The sequence below is a fragment of the Flavobacterium suncheonense GH29-5 = DSM 17707 genome (assembly GCF_000430025.1).
Lineage (GTDB): Bacteria > Bacteroidota > Bacteroidia > Flavobacteriales > Flavobacteriaceae > Flavobacterium > Flavobacterium suncheonense.
On sequence record NZ_KE387022.1, the window covers coordinates 85,202 to 106,636 of the forward strand.

Here is a 21,435-nt window from a genome sequence, read left to right on the forward strand (position 1 = left end):
AAAAAATTAAAGTAATGCAGTTCATTATATACCTATTGGTCTACCCTATTTTGTGGCTGGTTTCAATACTTCCTTTTCCCATATTCTATTTCCTTTCCGATTGTATTTACATACTGGTTTATTATGTAATCGGCTACCGAAAAAAAGTAGTTCGTAAAAATCTGGAATTAACGCTTCCCCATCTGTCTGAAGCAGAGCGTCTGCAAGTGGAAAAGAAATTCTACAAACACATGTGCGATATGTTTCTGGAGATGATCAAAACCCTTACCATTTCAAAAAAAGAAATGCAGAAACGATTTACGTTTTCCAACATTGAATTGTTTCATGAATACGAAAAGAAAAACAAGAGTATTATTCTTTTTTATGCACATTACGCCAGTTGGGAATGGTCTATTACGCTGGGCACACACGTTAATTTTAAAGGATACGGTATTTACAAAAAAATCCAAAACAAATATTTCGACAAATTGGTCAAAGACATTCGTTCGAAATTTGATGCTGTTTTAATTGACACCAAAAGCACCATTAAAACCGTAACTGAAAATCAGCAGGCCGGGATTCTTGGTTTGTATGGTTTTATCAGTGATCAGAACCCTGTACCACACCGCACGAAATACTGGGATACTTTTATGGGATATACCGTACCGATTCACACTGGCGGTGAGAGCTTAGCCAAAAACCTGAACATGAATGTACTTTATATGAAAGTGGAAAAAGTAAAACGCGGTCATTACAATGCTACCTTCATTCCAATTACCGATGATGCAGCTGCAATGCCGGAACACGAAATAAGCCGTCGTTTCATTAAAGAAGTGGAAAAACAAATCTACGAAGCACCGGAATACTATTTCTGGACGCATAAGCGCTGGAAACACAGAAAAGAAAAAGCTCAGTAATCACTGAGCTTTTTCTTTATAATTTAAACCAATCGGTTACCATTTCTTTTTCCCTGTGCAAAGCATTTTTATGCAAAAACTCATTCGAAGCCTTGTTGTATTCATAGTCTTTGGCCCATTCCTGATGATGTTCCGCTAAGGCTTTGATGCTGTTGCAAACGTATTCGATTTCCGCAGAAGTAGTCGTAGGGTGAATCGACATTCGGATCCATCCCGGCTTTTCGATTAAATCTCCGGCTGTAATTTTATCGGTTAAATAATGTGACTGTTCCTGATCTACGTGCAACAGATAATGTCCGTAGGTTCCGGCACAACTGCATCCGCCGCGGGTTTGGATTCCGAAACGGTCGTTCAGCAGTTTTACGCCTAAATTGAAATGCAAATCGTCTATATAAAACGAAATCACGCCCAAACGGTTTTCGTGCTGACCGGCCAGAATGTTTAAATTCGGAATGGTTTTCAGTTGTTCAAAAACGTATTCCACGATTTCGTGTTCGCGTTTCAGAATATTCTCCACGCCCATCTGCTCTTTCAGGCGAATGGCCAAAGCAGTTTTAATTACCTGAAGAAAGCCCGGTGTACCGCCGTCTTCACGCTCTTCGATATTGTCCAGATATTTGTGCTCGCCCCAAGGATTCGTCCAGCTAACCGTTCCGCCTCCCGGATGATCGGGCACCATGTTTTTGTACAGCTTTTTATTGAAAATCAGCACGCCCGAAGTTCCCGGACCGCCTAAAAATTTGTGTGGAGAAAAGAAAATCGCATCCAGATAGCCTTCCGAATTGTCTGCAGGATGCATATCGATTTTAATATACGGCGCCGAACAGGCAAAATCCACAAAACAAACTCCGTTATACTGATGGATTAACTTCGCAATTTCGTGATATGGCGTCCGAATTCCGGTTACGTTGGAACAACCTGTTATAGAAGCTATTTTCAACGTTCGGTCTTTGTATTTTTCCAGTAAGGCTTTAAAACTCTCTAAGCAAATCAAACCTTTTTCGCAGGCCGGAATGACTTCAACTTTGGCAATGGTTTCCAGCCAGGAAGTGTGATTGGAATGATGCTCCATGTGGGAAATGAACACCACCGGTTTTTTCTCTTCCGGCACTTGGGTGTATTTCTGAAGGTTTTCAGGCACTTTCAATCCTAAAATACGCTGAAATTTGTTGACTACACCAGTCATTCCCGAACCGTCAACAATCAACACATCGTCTTCATTACTGTTAACGTGATTTTTAATGATATGACGCGCTTCGTGATACGCCATGGTCATCGCGGTTCCGGAAACGGTGGTTTCGGTATGCGTATTGGCAACGAACGGGCCGAAGTCGTTAATCATTTTTTCTTCAATCGGGCGGTACAAACGACCCGAAGCCGTCCAGTCGGTATAAATGATTTTCTTGGTTCCGAAAGGCGATTCAAAATCCTGATCAATTCCGATGATATTCTTTCTGAACTGCTGAAAATACTGTTCCAGTTGCGTGGTTTTGGCAGTGATAGTCATGTCATTGTGCATTTGCGGTCAAAGATACGGTTTTTTGGAAATTTGAATTAGCGATTAACTTGATTTTAAAATCTTTCCTCAATTTTTAACACTCATGCGGTTCCATAAAAAACCCTGAGTTGAGGCTCAGGGTTTTGATAAAATTAAATTCCGGCTATCTGTTTCAGTTCGCTTACAAAACGTTCCGCTAAAACATCGGCTGCATTTTGCGTTGGTGCTTCCGTGTAAATGCGGATGATAGGTTCCGTGTTGGATTTTCTCAAATGTACCCATTCCATTGGGAAATCGATTTTTACACCATCAATGGTTGAAAGGTTTTCCGAAGCGTATTTTTCTGCAATCTGCTTCATTACATTATCGACATCAATCTGTGGCGTCAGTTCGATTTTATTTTTGCTCATAAAATACTGCGGATAAGCAGCTCTCATTTCTGCAACAGTTTGCGCTTGATTCGCTAAATGTGTCAGGAACAAAGCCACGCCTACTAACGCGTCACGACCGTAATGGATTTCCGGATAGATAATTCCGCCGTTTCCTTCCCCACCGATGATGGCGTTGGTTGCTTTCATCAATTCCACAACATTCACCTCACCTACCGCGCTTGCCTGATAGCTTCCGTGGTGTTTTTCGGTAATGTCACGCAAAGCTCTTGAAGATGACATATTGGAAACCGTATTCCCCGGTGTTTTGCTCAATACATAATCGGCAACGGCCACCAAAGTATATTCTTCCCCGAACATTTCTCCGTCGTTGGAAATAAAGGCCAAACGGTCTACATCCGGATCGACTACGATTCCGAAATCGGCTTTTTCATCAACCACCAATTTGCAGATATCGCCCAAGTGTTCTTTCAATGGCTCCGGATTGTGCGGGAAATGTCCGTTAGGTTCGCAGTATAATTTTACGACTTCCACGCCCATTTGTTCCAACAATTTCGGGATAATGATACCTCCTGAAGAATTCACGCCGTCCACAACTACTTTGAATTTTCTTTTAGCCACTGCTTCAGCATCCACCAAAGGTAAATTCAGTACTTCGTCGATGTGGATGTCCATGTAAGCATCGTTTTCGGTAACTGTTCCCAAACTATCCACATCGGAAAAATCAAAAGCTTCCGCTTCGGCAATTTCGAGGATTTTGGCACCGTCGGCTCCGCTTAAAAACTCGCCTTTTGCGTTCAGCAATTTCAGTGCGTTCCATTGTTTCGGATTGTGGGATGCGGTTAAAATGATTCCGCCATCGGCTTTTTCCAAAGGAACAGCAACTTCTACGGTTGGCGTGGTGGATAAGCCTAAATCGATTACATCAATCCCTAAACCGATTAACGTATTGACTACCAGATTGTGAATCATCGGTCCGGAAATACGCGCATCACGACCGATTACAACAGTTAACTTATCCTTGCTGATATTCTGTTTTAGAAAAGTTCCGTAAGCAGAAGCGAATTTCACGGCATCGACAGGAGTAAGATTATCTCCTACTTTCCCTCCGATAGTTCCGCGAATTCCTGAAATGGATTTTATTAAAGTCATAAAAAGTTTATTCTGAATTTTAAATGTTAAATTATAAATGCAGTGACAAATATAACGAATTGTGGTTTCGAGAAAATCATTTAAAATTTAAAATTCATCAATTAAAATTATTAAATTAGTCTGATGAACTTTTTAGCACACATCTATCTTTCCGGAGAAAACGATTTGATTAAAATCGGGAATTTTATGGCGGACGGCATCCGCGGTCACGATTATGAACAATTTCCCGTTGATGTGCAAAAAGGCATTTTACTGCATCGCGCCATTGATACATTTACCGACGCACATCCAGTTTTCAGGCAGAGCAAACATCGGCTACATGAAAAATACGGACATTATTCCGGAGTGATTATGGATATCATTTACGATCATTTTCTGGCGAAGAACTGGGCAAAATATTCCAATGAAAAACTGGAACATTACGCAGAACGTTTTTACAATTCCCTGAGAGAAAATTACGACTGGCTTACTCCAAAAACACAGGGGATGATGCCGTATATGATTGGCCGAAACTGGCTGGTTTCCTACGGAACTGTGGAAGGCATCGAGAAGATTTTATTCCAGATGGACCACCGCACAAAAAACCGCGCCCACATGCAAAACGCCGTAAAAGAACTACGGGAATATTACACCGAATTTGAAGAAGAATTCACCGCTTTTTTTGAAGATTTACGCCAGCACGCCCAACAAAAACTTGCCATTTTATAATGTCTTTTATTGCCGAACTTGAAAAAGTCTTCCGCGAAAATGCCGCAGCCGAATTGGCCGCACCGATGGAAGCGTACATGAAAAACAACTTTTCCTTTTTAGGAATCAAAACCACACCCAGACGAATTTTATTTAAGGAAATCTGGAGGCTTCACAAGGGCGAAGTCAAGCAGAATGCCCGTGAAATTGCTTTGGAATTGTACCAAAAGAAAGAACGCGAATTTCATTACTGTGCGATTGAAATCCTGATAAAAGAACTCAAAAATAAATATCAAAAAGATGATATTCAACTCCTTGAAAAACTGATCATTACACATTCATGGTGGGACAGTGTGGATACGATAGCGAAATACCTGTTAGGCAATTATCTCGTTCAGTTTCCGGATGAAGTACAAAATGTTGTGCACAAATTTTCAAATTCCGATAACATGTGGCTGAACCGTTCCGCCATTCTGTTTCAATTGGATTACAAAGCCAAAACCGATGCGGAATTATTGTTTTCCGTATGCGAAAAACACGCTGCTTCCAAAGAATTTTTCATTCAGAAAGCTATTGGTTGGGCGTTGCGGGATTACAGTCGTTTCAACCCGAAAGACGTAACCGAGTTTGTCGGCAAAACCAATTTAAAACCCTTAAGCCAACGCGAAGCGCTGCGAAATTTATAATTTCCTTAAAATGCTGTTCTGATAAAAATGACGTATTTTAGCGTTTTAATTCAATCAGAAAGCAAAAAATCAAATGCCAAACCGGAAAGCTTCATTTTTTACTTTATTCATACGCAAGCAGTTAAAGCGATTTGAAGCCTTTTTATTCCTGCTGAAATCGATGCTGAGCAATCGCCAGTTTTTATATGTTTCCTGTGTTTTGGTAGGGATTTCTTCGGCTTTGGCGGTAATTGTGCTGAAAACTTTCGCACATTCAGTGTTCCGGTTTGCCAATTATATTGACCGTATTTTTCATTTGCCGTATTCGAACAGTTTACTTCCGGTAATCGGGATTTTGCTGACCGCTTGGGTGGTGAAAAAGTTCCTTGACGGGAGCATCGAAAAAGGCACCTCACAAATCATGATTGCTGTGGCTAAAAATTCGGGCATCATGCCGAGAAAACAAATGTATGCGCAAATCATCACGAGTTCCTTAACCGTGGGCATGGGTGGTTCCGCGGGATTGGAGTCACCGATTACGATTACGGGCGCGGCTTTCGGTTCGAATTACGCCCAAAAATACCGTCTGAATTACAAAGACCGGACTTTACTGTTGGCCTGTGGTGTCGCAGCCGGAATTGGTGCCGCTTTTAACGCCCCAATCGCAGGAGTTTTGTTTGCCATCGAAGTGATTTTGGCGGATATGAGTGTCACCGCTTTCATCCCGATTATGATTTCCGCAGCAACTGGCGCTTTGGTATCGACTATAGTTTTAAAAGAAGACATTCTGCTCTCTTTCCGAAACGAGTTAACCTTTGATTATCACAACATTCCGTACTATATCATTCTTGGGATTCTGGCGGGTTTAGTGTCCGTTTATCACGCCCGAAACTTCCGGAAAGTAGAACATTTTTTTAGCCGATTCAAATCTTCCACCTATAAAAAAGCCTTAGTCGGAGCCGGAATGCTGGCCGTGCTGATTTTCTTTTTCCCGACACTTTTCGGGGAAGGTTATGAAAGTATTAAAGCCTTGTCTTCCACAAATCCGGGAATTTTACTGGAAAATACCATTCTTGAAAAATTCAAATCCAACGAATGGATTTTACTGGCTTTTATCGGCGTAACGATGATGATTAAATCCGTGGCAACCGGTTTGACTTTGGGAAGCGGCGGAAACGGCGGTAACTTTGCGCCTTCGCTTTTTGTAGGCTCTTATCTCGGCTATTTTGTTTCGAAATTTTTCCTTTTGACAGGAATTGATAAAGATTTGCCCATCAGTAATTTTTCCATCGTGGGAATGGCGGGTTTGTTAAGCGGATTATTTCACGCGCCTTTAACCGCAATCTTCCTTATTGCCGAAATAACAGGCGGTTACGGATTATTTGTTCCGCTGATGATTGTTTCCTCGATTAGTTTCATCATTTCCAAAAAAATGGAAGAACATTCGATGGACATTAAAAATTTAGCCGATACCGGAACTGTTTTCACCAGCGACAAAGACCGCAACATCCTTTCTACCATTGAGTTATCCAAACACATCAAAGCCAATTTTGCTACCATTCCCGATACGGCAAAACTGGAAGATGTAACTGCTGTCCTTTCACAAACCAGACAAACGATTTTTCCGGTTACCAACGAAAAAGAAGAATTTGTCGGCATCATCAATTTCGACACTATTCGTCCGATAATTTTCAATTCCTTTCAGACGAAATATACTGCGTTACAAGACGTTATCGAACAACCGAAAGACACCATCAGTTACGACGAAATCATGGAAACCGTCATGGAAAAATTTGAAGCAACCGGTTATGACATCCTGTTTGTGCTCAAAAACAACCATTGCCTGGGCTACATCGAAAAATCAGACATTCTTACCACGTACCGCGAAAAACTGAAATCGCTTCGTATTGAATAATTTACTGAGCCACGAATACACGAATTTTAAAAACTATTCATTAAAATAATCATTCGTACATTCGTGGCAACTCCTTCCAAAAAACAAATAAAAACATCATTTTCTTTACACCTCTACCACTGAAAATTAGTCACAAAACTGTACCTTTGCGTTTTTGCACAACTACACAACTTATTTATGTTCAATACAGAAGAAACGATTGAAGTTTTAGGCGCCCGCGCGCACAATCTCAAGAATATTGACGTAGTCATTCCGCGTGAAAAACTGGTGGTGATTACCGGGCTTTCGGGGTCGGGAAAATCGTCTTTGGCGTTCGATACGATTTATGCCGAAGGACAACGTCGTTACATTGAAACCTTTTCCGCATACGCCCGTCAGTTCTTAGGTGGGTTGGAACGTCCCGATGTGGATAAAATCGACGGTCTTTCTCCCGTAATTGCCATCGAGCAGAAAACCACCAGCAAAAGCCCGCGTTCCACCGTGGGAACCATTACCGAAATTTATGACTTCCTGCGTCTGTTATTCGCCAGAGCAGGAGAAGCGTACAGTTACAACACGGGCGAAAAAATGGTTTCGTATTCGGATGATCAGATTAAGGAATTGATTTTTGAGCATTTCAACGGCAAACGCATCAACATTTTAGCACCGATTATCCGTTCCCGAAAAGGACATTACCGCGAATTGTTCGAGCAGATTTCCAAACAAGGTTTTGTAAAAGTCCGTGTGGATGGTGAAATCCGTGATTTGGAATACGGAATGAAAGTTGATCGGTACAAAACTCACGACATTGAAACCGTAATCGACCGCATGGCGATTGAAAAAACGGAAGATTTAGACAAACGCCTTACCGAGAGCATCAAAACCGCGATGTACCACGGCGACGGCATTATGATGATTATAGAGCAGGAAAGTCAGGAAGTGCGCTATTTTAGCAGAAACCTGATGTGTCCAACCACCGGAATTTCCTATCCGAATCCGGAACCGAACAACTTCTCGTTCAACTCGCCAAAAGGTGCGTGCGAACACTGTAACGGCTTGGGAACGGTAAATGAAATCAACCTGAACAAAATCATCCCAAACCCAAAACTTTCCATCAAACAAGGTGGATTTGCGCCGCTTGGCGAACAAAAAAGTTCGTGGATTTTCAAACAGCTGGAAATCATCGGGGAAAAATTCGGCTTTAAACTGACAGATTCCATCGAAAACATTCCGGCTGAAGCCATGGACATGATTTTAAACGGCGGAAATGAGAAATTCTCAGTGGTTTCCAAAGTAATGGGCATCACCAAAGATTACAAAATTGATTTTGAAGGGATTTCGAATTTCATCAAAAACCAATACGAGGAAAGCGGATCGGCTTCCATTAAACGCTGGGCCAAAGAATTCATGGACGAAATCGAATGTCCGGAATGTCACGGCACCCGTTTGAAAAAAGAATCGTTATACTTCAAAATCAACGGAAAAAACATTGGCGAATTATCAGCGATGGACATTGATGAACTGTGTGAATGGTTCAACGATTTAGACAAGCATCTTACGGAAAAACAACGCGCCATTGCGGTGGAAGTGGTGAAAGAAATCAAAGCGCGGTTAAGCTTTCTGGTCGATGTGGGACTGAATTATTTAGCCCTGAACCGAAGTTCAAAATCACTGTCCGGCGGTGAAGCACAACGCATTCGTCTGGCAACCCAAATCGGTTCGCAATTGGTTGGCGTATTGTATATTTTAGACGAACCCAGCATCGGATTGCACCAGCGCGACAATGAAAAACTGATTCATTCGCTGGAACAATTACGCGATATCGGAAACTCGGTAATTGTAGTGGAACACGACAAAGACATGATCGAACGTGCGGATTATGTAATTGATATCGGACCAAAAGCAGGTCGTTTCGGCGGTGAAATCATCAGCAAAGGCACACCGAAAGAATTACTGAAAGAAAATACAATAACCGCTCAATACCTGAACGGAAAAATGGAAATTGCCGTTCCGAAAACGCGTCGCGAAGGCAATGGAAATGTTCTTAAATTATCGGGAGCCACCGGAAACAACCTGAAAAATGTTACCGTAGAATTCCCATTGGGTAAACTGATTTGCGTGACCGGAGTTTCAGGAAGCGGAAAATCAACCCTGATTAATGAGACGCTCTACCCTATTTTAAATGCGCATTTCTTCAACGCGGTAAAAAAACCGCAGCCGTATAAAAAAATTGAAGGTTTAGAACATATTGATAAAGTAATCGACATCGATCAAAGCCCGATTGGCCGTACACCGCGCTCGAATCCGGCGACGTATACCGATGTGTTTTCGGAAATCCGAACGTTGTTCACCCAAACGCCTGAAGCGCAAATTCGCGGCTACAAACCGGGACGTTTCAGTTTCAATGTTTCCGGCGGACGTTGTGAAACTTGTGAAGGTTCCGGAGTTCGAACCATCGAAATGAGTTTCTTACCTGATGTTTATGTGGAATGTGAAACCTGTCAGGGCAAACGTTTTAACCGCGAAACGCTGGAAATCCGTTACAAAGGAAAATCGATTTCGGATATCTTGGAAATGACGGTGGACGAAGCTGTGGATTTCTTCGAAAACATACCAAAAATCTACAGAAAAGTAAAAACGATTCAGGATGTTGGTTTGGGCTATATCACGCTTGGTCAGCAAAGTACAACGTTGTCCGGTGGTGAAGCACAACGCATCAAACTGGCTACGGAATTATCCAAAAAAGATACCGGAAACACGTTTTACATTTTAGACGAACCAACCACAGGACTGCATTTCGAAGACATTCGCGTGCTGATGGAAGTCATCAACAAATTAGTCGACAAAGGCAACACGGTTTTAATTATCGAACACAATTTAGACGTTATAAAACTCGCCGATTACATCATCGACATTGGTTACGAAGGCGGAAAAGGCGGCGGACAACTCGTGGCCAAAGGAACACCGGAGGAAGTCATCAAAAATAAAAATAGCTACACCGCGCAGTTTTTGAAAAAAGAATTACATTAGCAGGCTATTTAATTTTTAACGAAACGAAAAATGATGAAAGAAGAATTTTTGAGTGACGACGACAAAATCCAGGAAAAGTTCAAACAGAAAACCTGGAACGAAATAAGAGCCAACGACTCTTGGGCAATTTTTAAAATCATGTCTGAGTTTGTGAACGGTTATGAAACCATGGGACGAATCGGCCCTTGTGTTTCGATTTTCGGATCAGCTCGTACTAAACCGGACAACAAATATTATTTACTGGCGGAAAAGATTGCTTATAAAATTTCTCAGGCCGGATACGGTGTTATTACCGGCGGTGGTCCCGGAATTATGGAAGCCGGTAACAAAGGCGCCCATTTAGGCAACGGAACTTCCGTAGGTTTGAACATCGAATTGCCATTTGAGCAACATTTCAATCCGTATATCGACAAGGACAAAAACCTGAATTTCGATTATTTCTTCGTGCGTAAGGTTATGTTCGTAAAATATTCTCAGGGCTTTGTGGTAATGCCGGGCGGTTTCGGAACTTTGGACGAATTGTTTGAAGCGGTTACCTTAATCCAAACGAAAAAAATTGGTAAATTTCCGATTATTTTGGTGGGAAGAGATTTCTGGAGCGGATTATTAGACTGGGTAAAAACAGTCATGATTGATCAGGAAAAGAACGCTAATCCTGAAGATTTAAACCTAATCAAAGTAGTGGATACGGAAGACGAAGTACTTGAAGTATTAGACACTTTCTATAAAAAATACAATCTTAGTCCTAACTTCTAAGAGACAAAAAAGCTTCCACACCGGAAGCTTTTTTTTATGTTTTCAGCCTCTGCAATTCTACATTCCGGGCCAATACAATACGTTAAATTTATGACCGTCCGGATCGGCAAACCCAAACGTGTAGCCTTTCTCAAAGTTTTGCGGATTGGAAAAGATGGTTCCGCCGGCCGCTTTAACGTTTTCTACCCATTGGTCTACTTCTTCTCTGCTTGTTGCCGACAAAGAAAAGATTACTTCATTACTCGTTTGCGTATCAGTTACTTCACCATTAATACTGACTTCCATGCGCTCTTTTCTGAAGAAATTAATCACAAACCTGCTGTTTCCGAAAACCAGACTGGTTAACTCGGGGGAAGTATTGTTGTCGTTTTCCTTAAATCCCAGTTTTGTATAGAATTCCGTTGTGCGGTTTAAATCAGCTGAGCATAAATTCGCCCATATCATCTTAGTTTCCATAGTTTTAGATTTTAAGATTCGATTGTGCTTCCTCAAAGCAAACCACTTATAATTCCGGTACTTACTTAACAATCAGTCTTCTGGTTGTCGATTGGTTTCCGGATGTGATTTTCACCATATACAAACCAGCCTGCAAGTCAAGTCGGATTGTTGTCTGACCACTGAATTCCACTTCTTTAACTTTCTGCCCGGTCATGTTGTAAAACACCGCTACCGCTTCTTCCTGAACTCCTGCAATCGTAATGCTTTCGGAAGCCGGATTTGGATACAAAGACAGTTTCAGCTCCGCAAATTCGCCGGTACTTAACGTGGCCGACCACGGTTGCCCCACATTCGGTCCCCAGATATAATCCGCAAGGTTCGGATAATCGATAAACGGGTTGCGGTTCATCTGCCAGGTATAAATGTAATTGTTGCGATTCATTTCGAAATCGTCGCGCGGGTCTGTGTGGTTCCAGGTTAATAAGGTGGCTAAATCGCCCATTATCTGATTTCCTGATGTATCGGGCGGATTACCGTTTACCAGACTCAAGGCATTATACCGGACAGCCATATAAAACAGCGCTCTGGCAATATCGCCTTTCCATTTTCCCTGCGTTCCGGCCGGACCATTGTAGGCATCCAGACCAAAATCTTTGTTGCTTTTTATCCCGTTCTCAACGCCATCTTCGGCATGTAGATGATGTGCATCTGCGTGAGCCGCCAAAATGTCATCTGCATTGGTTGGTAACCAAACGTTTATTCCGTCAGGTGTGGAAGAAGTTCCTCCTGAAAATCCGCCTCTTGCCTGAGCAAAAACGTGTTCTCTTACCCATTTCCCAACACCGCTGCTTTCGGTTTGTCGGTCTAATTTTGCTCTTGGTGCTTCAACATAGTACATCCAGACCTGATTACTGTTTTCTGGGTTAACATCGGCACTTTGCAGTATTTCCCAGATATCACCATAATTATGTGCCCGAACTACCGCAGGATTAGCAATAATGTCCTGAAGGGCTTGTTTTAAAGCATCCCCAGACAATCCTTCCAATGAATCATAATATCCCGGCGGAATCGTTGGAGTAACCAATCCGTACGTTGGATTAATCGGTGTTCCGTATGGCTGTACCACATAATTTGCATCGTATACTCTGTAAATAATGTTGTTATTGTTGGCCACATATCCAAACGGCAAAGGCTGGAAAACTAATTTCATTTCCTCGTCGCCTTCGTCTAAACCGTCGTTGGCTATAATTATTCCGGTCTGACCAGTTGTTTCTCCAACAGGAATCATAACCGTCAATCCTCCTGAAAAATCAGACATGTTGAAATTGCCGTTATTCAGGGTAAAATTGAAAATCAAATTCTCATTTTGAACAGGCTGACTGGTCGTAAAAACGAAATTAAAACTATCGCCCTCGTGAATTACCGGAATGGACGGAGCAACCGAAATATAATTCAACACCACTCCGCTTCCGTCATTATTAGCGCCCGGCGTAGGTGCTTTTACTTCGTAAGTACCGTCATTTTTTCGTTGTATGGATTGTGAGGTACCTAAACCATTAGCGTTTTCATTACTACAAACCGTAATCCCTAAGATGCTCATTAAATTCGCGGGTACAGTTGTTGTATTGTTATGAGCGACCGCATCAATCAGATTGGTTGCCGTTGCTGGTGTTCCCGGCTGAACCGCAAATTGGAAATCGGATGCGTTGCCAAGATACAAGGCTACAACATCCGGCCCGTTTTGTATGGTATTGTTTGGGAAAATTCCCATTGGCGATGGCGTTACCTGATTGTTTCCGAAATGTGCGATTCCGTTGACATCGGTTGTATAGCCATCCAAATCAAAAGCATAGTAACAGGACGTACCGGAATATGGTGCAGAACTGCCTCCATTAAAAAAAACCAAAACATAGCCGTCTAAGGGGAAATTAGGCGTCTCGGATTTTAATTCAACGAATTCCAGTTGGTCTGTGCCGGGTGTATCCGAGTCAATCTCGTTAATAACAACCTGACCATACGTTGCCTGATAAACCAAAGCAACAAAAAGTAATAGTAGTTTTTTAATCATCGTTTTGAAATTGGGGCAACTAAGTTACAGATAACTTCTTCATTTTCACCATGCAGCTCCTTAAATTTTCGTTATTCTTTGCTTTATAAAGAAAAGTTTTACAGATAAAAATACAGTTGAGAAAAAAATTATGAAAAATGCGTTTTTTACCTATATTTACGAACCTGATTCAGATTGATATTTACATGCGCAACCGATTTCTTTTTTCTATAAAAATTCACCTGATTTTATTGTCAACGCTGATTTTTCAAAACGCTGGTGCGCAACACAGTAACAGCCTAAAAGCAACGCTGCATTCAGAGTCTAAAACCATTACGGTAGCACAGGAAATCCAGTTTACGAATACGTCTGATGTGGTTTTGAAAGAAATACTCCTGAACGACTGGAACAATGCGTATTCCGACAAAAAATCTCCGTTAGGCAAACGGTTTTCCGATGAATTTGTGCGCAGTTTTCATTTGGCAAAAGAGGAAGACCGCGGCAATACAACGCTACATGAGGCAACTACTAACGGGCAAACGGTTGAGTTTATCCGACCTGAAAATCATCCGGATTTGCTTTCCGTCAAATTAGCAAACGCCCTGCTTCCTAACGAAACAGTTACCCTGAAACTCAACTATCAGGTTAAAATTCCGAATGAACGTTTTACCCGCTTCGGATTTAAGAACGACGGCTCCTTCATCCTGAAAAACTGGTTCCTCACGCCTGCCCGACTGGAAAAGAACGGCTTTGTACAATACAGCAATGAAAACCTCGACGATATTGCCAATGCAAACTGCAACTACCAGATTACCTTCACCTTAGACAGCAAACTCCATCTTTTTTCCGATTTAAATACCGTAGGTACAACCGAATCAGAAACGGTCAAAACCTACCAGCTTTCCGGTAACAACCGTAACGATTTTGATATTTACATTGAAACCAAACCAACTTTCTACAGCTACAAAAATGGCATCAATGAGGTGGTTACCAATCTGAAAGACAGACGGTTGAATGAAATTCAGAAAGCACTGGTTATCGACAAAATCACAAATTATGTGGCGGAAGAATTCGGAAGTTTGAAACACGAAAAAATCCTGATTTCCCAAGCCGATTATGACCGCAATCCGTTTTATGGTTTGAACCAGCTGCCGGCTTTTATCAGCCCGTTTCCGGACAGTTTTTTGTATGAAATTAAGTTTCTGAAAGTCTATCTCGATAAATACCTGAAAACCAATTTACAGCTCAATCCCCGAAAAGACACCTGGATTTACGACGGTTTGCAGGCTTATCTGTCGATGAAATACATCCGCGACAACTATCCGGATATGAAAATGATGGGAAATTTATCCGAATTGGGAATCCTGAAAGGCTACAATCTTTTTAAAGCCGATTTCAACGACCAGTACAGTTATGTGTACCTGTTAATGGCGCGAAAAAATCTCGATCAGGCAATTGGAGACGACAAAAGCACCTTTATCAAATTCAACGAGCAGATTGCCGGACGATACCGTGCCGGGCTGAGCATAAATTATCTTGATGATTTTGTCGGGGAAAACAAAGTTCCTCTGGCTATTAAAGAATTCATTGCCGCAAACAAAACGAACCAAACCGACGAGAAAGATTTTGAAAACCTGCTGAAAAGCAAAACCGGTAAAAACATCGACTGGTTTTTCAGGAAAGTGGTGGAAAGCAGGGATTTGATTGATTTTAAGATCACAAAAGTCAAAAAGAACGATAATTCATTAGACGTTACCATCAAAAACAAAACCCACACCAATGTACCGGTTTCACTCTATGCCGTGAAAAATGACAGCGTAGTGTATAAGCAATGGTTTGAAAACATTACCAAAGATTCCACGGTAACACTTCCAAAAACCGATGCCGAAAAATTAGTCCTGAATTACCACAACGAAATTCCCGAGTACAATTCGAGAAACAACTGGAAATCGCTGCATAGTTTTTTAGGGAATGACCGTCCGTTTAAATTCACCTTTGTCAAAGATCTGGAAGATTCGAAAAACAATCAGATTTTCTATGTCCCGGAGTTTTCGTACAACTTATACGACGGAGTGTCTCCCGGTTTGAGTTTTCATAACAAATCCCTGCTCGACAAACCGTTTATTTTTGATGTGACACCGATTTATTCTTCTAAAACCAAACAATTAATAGGCGGTGCTTTCCTGACTTTCAACCAGAATATTCGCGAAGACCGATTATACAACATCCGATATGCGCTGGCAGCCAACACTTATCATTATGCACCTGAGGCTGCCTATGTAAAAGTAATGCCATCTATCAGTTTCAGTTTCAGAGATTTAGATTACCGCTCCAACAGAAAAGAAAACATCCTTTTCAGACACGTTTTTGTAGACCGGGAAGCTTCCGCATTTGCCACCAGCAAAGACGAGAATTATTCCGTATTCAACATCCGTTACCTGAAATTGGATTCGGAAATTATCAACTATTACAAACTGGTGACCGATGTACAGGTCGCCAACAACTTTGGGAAACTTTCAGGAGAAATCCAATACCGGAAATTGTTTGACAGCAACCGCCAGATTAACCTGCGCCTGTTTACCGGAATGTTTATGTTCCGAAGTACCAATTCCGATTTTTTCAGCTTCGGACTAGATCGCCCTACCGATTATTTGTTTGATTACGGATTATTAGGTCGTTCGGAAAGTACCGGGCTGTTCAGCCAACAGTTCATTATGGCGGAAGGCGGATTCAAATCTAAATTTAATACCCGTTTTGCCAACCAATGGATGACCACACTCAACGGAAGTTTTAACATTTGGAATTGGATAGAAGTATATGGTGATGCAGGTGCTTACAAAAACAAATTCCAAAGCCCGGAATTCGTGTACGACAGTGGCATACGCCTGAATTTTGTACCGGATTATTTTGAATTGTACTTCCCGGTTTATTCGAAAAACGGCTGGGAAATCGGTCAGGACAACTATGATGAAAAAATCCGCTTTGTCATTACCATTAGTCCGAAAACCCTTATTTCATTGTTTACCAGAAAGTGGTTTTAACCTGTTGGGGCAATAATTTTGAATACTTTTTAATACATATTTTACAATAAAAAACACAAATCATCAAAAAATAATTAATCAACTGCTCAATTTTAGCTGTATTATTATCAAAAATGAAATTACATATTATACAACACGTTGCTTTGTATTGTGTAAATCGTTAAATTTGTCGCATAACATACTATTCTATGAACCAAACTGCCTCTAAAGAAACATTATCGTTCGAAGACTTCAAAACCGAAGTGATTAACGATTATAAAATAGCCGTTGTAAGCCGCGAATGCAGCCTTTTAGGACGTCGTGAAGTGCTTACGGGAAAAGCGAAATTCGGAATTTTCGGAGACGGAAAAGAAGTGCCGCAATTAGCCATGGCAAAAGCTTTTAAAAACGGTGATTTCCGTTCGGGATATTATCGCGACCAGACCTTTATGATGGCAATCGGTCAGATGACTGTGCAACAGTTTTTCGCCGGATTATACGGTCATACCGATTTAAACCACGATCCGATGAGTGCCGGACGTCAGATGGGCGGCCACTTTGCTACCCATTCGTTAGATGAAAATGGCAACTGGAAAAACTTAACCCAACAGAAAAACTCAAGTGCCGACATCTCTCCTACTGCCGGGCAAATGCCGCGTTTGTTAGGATTGGCTCAGGCCTCGAAAATATACCGAAATGTAACCGGAATCGACCAAACCAATTTTTCCGACAAAGGAAATGAAGTGGCTTGGGGAACCATCGGAAACGCTTCAACTTCCGAAGGATTGTTCTTTGAAACCATCAACGCTGCCGGTGTTTTACAGGTGCCGATGGTGATGAGCGTTTGGGACGACGAATACGGAATTTCGGTACACGCCCGTTACCAGACCACCAAAGAAGACATTTCAGAAATTCTGAAAGGCTTCCAGCGTGATGAAGAAAACAAAGGGTATGAAATTATGGACGTAAAAGGCTGGGATTATCCGGCTTTGGTGGAAACCTATCAGCGTGCTTCGAAAATTGCGCGTGAAGAGCACGTTCCGGTTTTAATCCACGTGTACGAACTGACGCAACCGCAAGGTCACTCGACTTCCGGTTCGCACGAGCGTTACAAAAATGCAGACCGCTTAGCCTGGGAAGCCGAATACGACTGTTTGGCCCAAATGCGCAAATGGTTAATTGAAAACAACATCGCCACTGCGGAAGAAATCGAAGCCATTGATGCGCAAGCTAAAAAAGATGTTCTGGAAGGCAAAAAAGCCGCCTGGAATGCTTTTGTAGAGCCTATTAAAGCTGAACAACAGGAATTAGTAGCTCTACTGAATTCGATTGCTGCTTCTAGCGAAAATAAAGTTTTCATCGAGAAATACGCCAACGATTTAGCTTCGTTAAAAGAGCCGATTCGTAAAGATATTATCACTACAGCCCGTAAAGTTTTACGTTTAATCGTTAAGGAAAACGGAAGAGCGCAATTAGCTGCCTGGATTACCGCGTATACGGAAAAAATCCAGCCGAAATTCAGTTCGCATCTGTTCTCACAATCCGATAAAAATGTAACTACGGTTAAAGAAGTGTTGCCTGCCTACGACGAAACTTCCGAAGAAGTGGATGCTCGTTTGGTTTTGCGCAACAACTTCGACGCCATTTTCGAAAAACATCCTGAAACTTTGATTTTCGGTGAAGACTCCGGAAATATCGGAGACGTGAACCAAGGTTTGGAAGGCATGCAGGAAAAATACGGCGAATTGCGTGTAGCCGACGCCGGAATTCGTGAAGCAACGATTTTAGGACAAGGTATCGGCATGGCAATGAGAGGTTTACGTCCGATTGCTGAAATTCAGTATCTGGATTACCTTTTGTATGCGATTCAGATTATGAGTGATGATTTGGCTACGTTGCAATACAGGACGGCCGGTCGTCAGAAAGCGCCGTTAATCGTGAGAACACGCGGACACCGTTTGGAAGGTATCTGGCATTCCGGTTCGCCTATGGGAATGATTATCAATGCGATTCGCGGTATTCACGTTTTGGTTCCGAGAAACATGACTAAGGCTGCCGGATTCTACAATACTTTACTGGAAACTGACGAACCTGCTTTAATCGTAGAATGTCTAAACGGTTACCGCTTAAAAGAAAAAATGCCGACCAACTTAGGAGAATTCAGAACACCGATTGGTGTGGTGGAAACCATCAAACAAGGAAGCGACATTACGTTAGTTTCTTACGGTTCAACCCTGCGTTTGGTGGAACAGGCTGCCAAAGAATTGTTAGAAGTTGGCATTGATGCGGAAATTATTGATATACAATCGTTATTGCCTTTCGATATCAATCACGACATTGTAAAATCGTTAGCGAAAACAAACCGTTTACTGGTAATCGACGAAGACGTTCCGGGCGGTGCATCGGCATTCATTTTACAACAGATTATCGACGAACAGAAAGGGTACAGACATTTAGACAGCAATCCGGAAACGCTTGCTTCCAAAGCACACAGACCGGCTTACGGAACGGATGGTGATTACTTCTCAAAACCTTCCGTAGAAGATATTTTTGAAAAAGTATACGGCATAATGCACGAAGTTAATCCTTCAAAATATCCTAGTTTGTATTAAATTCAAGTATTTTTATAGTACAAGCCAGACAATTGTCTGGCTTTTTTTGTGTGGCTTTTCTGAAAACATTTTCGTAAATTTATAGTTATTCTAAAATCCATCACATGGAAAATTCACACGTTGTTAAAGTACTGCAATCGCAATTTGTTACGCATGATGTAAAATCCATAAAAGTAGAGCGTCCGGAAAATTATGATTTTATCCCGGGGCAGGCTACTGAATTAGCCATCAACAAACCGGAATGGAAAGACCAGAAACGACCTTTCACATTTACCAGCCTGGTAGAATCCAACTATCTGGAATTCATGATTAAAATCTACAAAGACCGAAAAGGCGTAACCAACGAAATGGGTAAAATAAATGCCGGCGACGAATTAATCCTGCACGATGTTTTCGGAACGATTAACTATAAAGGTCCCGGTGTGTTTATTGCGGCAGGATCCGGCATCACTCCTTTTCTTTCCATTTTCAGAGAATTGTACAAATACAACAAAATTCGGGGTAACCGACTGATTTATGTGAACAAAACCTCGGAAGACGTTATCATGGGACAGGAATTGTTCCACATGCTGAAAAATGATTTTGTAAACGTGTATACCCGTGAAAAAGTAATCGGATTTCACGAAAAACGCATTGACCGCAACTTCCTGATTGAGAACATTGTAGATTTCAGTCAGAATTTTTACGTGTGTGGACCGGAAGATTTCGTAAAAACCGTTAAAAATTTACTCTTAGATTTAGGAGCAGACCCGGAAACGATTGTATTTGAAGAATAATTAAAAAGAATCTCTATATGAAAAAAGTAATTGCAGCCGCAGGATTTTCATTGCTGATTTTAGCAGCCTGCAAGGATAAGGAAAAACAAATTGAACCGGAAACCGAAACCGCAATTGAATCCGTAAAAGAAGAAGGCCCAACGCATGCGGAAGCTGTTACAGATTCTACTGCTGCTGACGGAACCTCTGTAAGTGTAAGTTCGGAAGGTGTAAAAATCAGCGACAAGGAAGGTGATAAAAAAGTAGAAGTAAAAGCCACAAAAGAAGGTGCTTCCGTTGAAGTGAAAAAATAATGCAATATTTGGTTATAGCAAAAAAGCTCCGTAAAATTTACGGAGCTTTTTGTTTTAATTATAAATTTTACTCTTTGACTACTCTAATCGTTTTATTGTTCTCTCCCTGTTGTACATTCACTAAATAAACACCTCTCGGAAATTCTTCCCCGAAAGCAATGGCAGGAGTATCAGTTATGTTTAACTGTTTGATTCTTCTGCCTGAAATATCGAATATTTCTATGATAACTTTTGCATCGGAACCATTTTCAATCTCTAAATTAAAGATCGAATTGCTGGGATTCGGATAAACTTTCACATTGAAGCCAGCTCCTTCTACAATTCTTACTCCATTTGGATCCATACAGTTTGAGGTACATTTTCCGAGGAAATCACCATGTGCAATATGTTCTGCCACTGCGTTGTCGTCTACACAAATACTTGTACAAGGGTTTTTAGTGTTTCCGGTTTTGTGGCAAATAGCAATTTTAGCTCTTCCACTATTGCCGGCAAAACAACGGACATCATCTGCCAGAATATGTTTAGAAGTCGTTACAACACAACCATCGGCATCCGTAACAGTAGCTGTTATCTCAGCATCATCCATTAAATTCACGGTTACAGAATAGGATCCGGAGGAAATTGTTTTAGTTGATTTTGGAATACCGGACACCGTTGACGGAAAAGCTAAACAACCATTATTGATTGTAACTCCTCCAGCTCCTCCTACCCAACTTTCATCGCCACTGTCATTTACCTGATTGCATTTCAAAGCACGATTCATTGTAATTTCAATCGCATAAGGCGCTTTTCCTCCTGAAGGTGTAACCGTAAACACTGAGGATTGATCGCTTGAATAACCATAATACAACTCACTATTAGTATTAACTGATTCAGCTGTTAACGCTGGTGCTCTGGTAACTGTAAAAGAACAATTGGCTGTGTTTCCTCCCGCATCTGTTACCTGATAACTTATTGCAGTTGATCCAAAAGCAAAGTCTGAACCCGAAACAGGTCCTTCAGTCTGTATAATCTGATATCCTGAGCAATTATCCTGAACCGTTGGAACACTCCATGAAGCAGTACTCTGACAGGCACTCAGATAAATATCCTGTGGACAGGTAATTGTCGGGGCTATTGTATCGTCAATGAAAACCCTTTGTACCGATTGGCTCTGATTGCCGTTGCCGTCGTCAAAAATCCAGGTTACCAACGTTTCACCCTGAGCGGTGATTGGGAAAACGGTTGAAGTCGTTCCAACGATACTTCCGGCGCAATTATCCAAAGCGGTTGGCGCATCGAT

Annotated in this window: 15 protein-coding genes; 10 read left to right on the plus strand and 5 right to left on the minus strand. The window is 41.6% G+C overall.

Translation table 11 applies throughout. From position 1 onward, the window contains the following. Positions 1-14 precede the first annotated feature (14 nt). The gene (locus G498_RS0114395) at positions 15-896 is read left to right on the plus strand and encodes a lysophospholipid acyltransferase family protein (RefSeq protein WP_026981797.1); all 882 of its coding nucleotides are present in this window, start codon (positions 15-17) and stop codon (positions 894-896) included. 16 nt (positions 897-912) lie between these two features. Here G498_RS0114395 and G498_RS0114400 read toward each other — a convergent pair whose 3' ends face one another. Both G498_RS0114400 and glmM read right to left on the minus strand, forming a co-directional pair. Beyond that, positions 913-2,403 carry an aminotransferase class V-fold PLP-dependent enzyme gene (locus G498_RS0114400; RefSeq protein WP_026981798.1) on the minus strand — a complete coding sequence of 497 codons (1,491 nt, stop codon included), beginning with the start codon at positions 2,401-2,403 and terminating at the stop codon, positions 913-915. A gap of 143 nt (positions 2,404-2,546) precedes the next feature. Further along, a complete protein-coding gene (glmM, locus tag G498_RS0114405) occupies positions 2,547-3,935 on the minus strand; it encodes a phosphoglucosamine mutase (protein WP_026981799.1) in 1,389 nt (462 codons plus the stop codon). 123 nt (positions 3,936-4,058) lie between these two features. Between glmM and G498_RS0114410 the strand changes: the two genes are divergently transcribed. The 5 genes from G498_RS0114410 (at position 4,059) to G498_RS0114430 (ending at position 10,967) form a co-directional block, all read left to right on the plus strand. Further along, positions 4,059-4,643: an acyl carrier protein phosphodiesterase gene (locus G498_RS0114410; protein ID WP_026981800.1), complete on the plus strand. Its 585-nt coding sequence runs from the start codon at positions 4,059-4,061 to the stop codon at positions 4,641-4,643. Then, the gene (locus G498_RS0114415; protein WP_035744837.1) at positions 4,643-5,308 is read left to right on the plus strand and encodes a DNA alkylation repair protein; all 666 of its coding nucleotides are present in this window, start codon (positions 4,643-4,645) and stop codon (positions 5,306-5,308) included. Before G498_RS0114410 ends, G498_RS0114415 begins: the two co-directional genes overlap by 1 nt. A gap of 73 nt (positions 5,309-5,381) precedes the next feature. Beyond that, the gene (locus G498_RS0114420) at positions 5,382-7,202 is read left to right on the plus strand and encodes a chloride channel protein (RefSeq protein WP_026981802.1); all 1,821 of its coding nucleotides are present in this window, start codon (positions 5,382-5,384) and stop codon (positions 7,200-7,202) included. A 177-nt stretch (positions 7,203-7,379) separates the two neighbouring features. Continuing rightward, positions 7,380-10,211, plus strand: coding sequence for an excinuclease ABC subunit UvrA (gene uvrA / locus G498_RS0114425; protein WP_026981803.1), 2,832 nt, complete (start codon positions 7,380-7,382; stop codon positions 10,209-10,211). A 33-nt stretch (positions 10,212-10,244) separates the two neighbouring features. Beyond that, complete coding sequence (locus G498_RS0114430) at positions 10,245-10,967, plus strand: LOG family protein (RefSeq protein ID WP_394330619.1); 723 nt, start codon at positions 10,245-10,247, stop codon at positions 10,965-10,967. Between the two features lie 57 nt (positions 10,968-11,024). Here G498_RS0114430 and G498_RS0114435 read toward each other — a convergent pair whose 3' ends face one another. After that, positions 11,025-11,423, minus strand: coding sequence for a VOC family protein (locus G498_RS0114435; RefSeq protein ID WP_026981805.1), 399 nt, complete (start codon positions 11,421-11,423; stop codon positions 11,025-11,027). A 61-nt stretch (positions 11,424-11,484) separates the two neighbouring features. After that, on the minus strand, positions 11,485-13,473 hold the full coding sequence (locus tag G498_RS0114440) for an endonuclease (protein WP_051269932.1): 1,989 nt from the start codon (positions 13,471-13,473) through the stop codon (positions 11,485-11,487). A 137-nt stretch (positions 13,474-13,610) separates the two neighbouring features. Between G498_RS0114440 and G498_RS0114445 the strand changes: the two genes are divergently transcribed. From G498_RS0114445 to G498_RS0114460, 4 genes are all read left to right on the plus strand, one after another. Continuing rightward, complete coding sequence (locus G498_RS0114445; RefSeq protein ID WP_240470473.1) at positions 13,611-16,493, plus strand: gluzincin family metallopeptidase; 2,883 nt, start codon at positions 13,611-13,613, stop codon at positions 16,491-16,493. A gap of 188 nt (positions 16,494-16,681) precedes the next feature. Continuing rightward, positions 16,682-19,084: an alpha-ketoacid dehydrogenase subunit alpha/beta gene (locus tag G498_RS0114450; RefSeq protein ID WP_026981808.1), complete on the plus strand. Its 2,403-nt coding sequence runs from the start codon at positions 16,682-16,684 to the stop codon at positions 19,082-19,084. A gap of 104 nt (positions 19,085-19,188) precedes the next feature. Further along, a complete protein-coding gene (locus G498_RS0114455; protein WP_026981809.1) occupies positions 19,189-19,860 on the plus strand; it encodes an FAD-binding oxidoreductase in 672 nt (223 codons plus the stop codon). 17 nt (positions 19,861-19,877) lie between these two features. Further along, complete coding sequence (locus tag G498_RS0114460) at positions 19,878-20,153, plus strand: hypothetical protein (RefSeq protein ID WP_026981810.1); 276 nt, start codon at positions 19,878-19,880, stop codon at positions 20,151-20,153. Positions 20,154-20,220: 67 nt separating this feature from the next. On the opposite strand, the gene G498_RS0114465 is transcribed toward G498_RS0114460, so the two are convergent. Next, positions 20,221-21,435: HYR domain-containing protein (locus G498_RS0114465; RefSeq protein WP_026981811.1), on the minus strand; the 1,215-nt coding region annotated here is incomplete at its 5' end.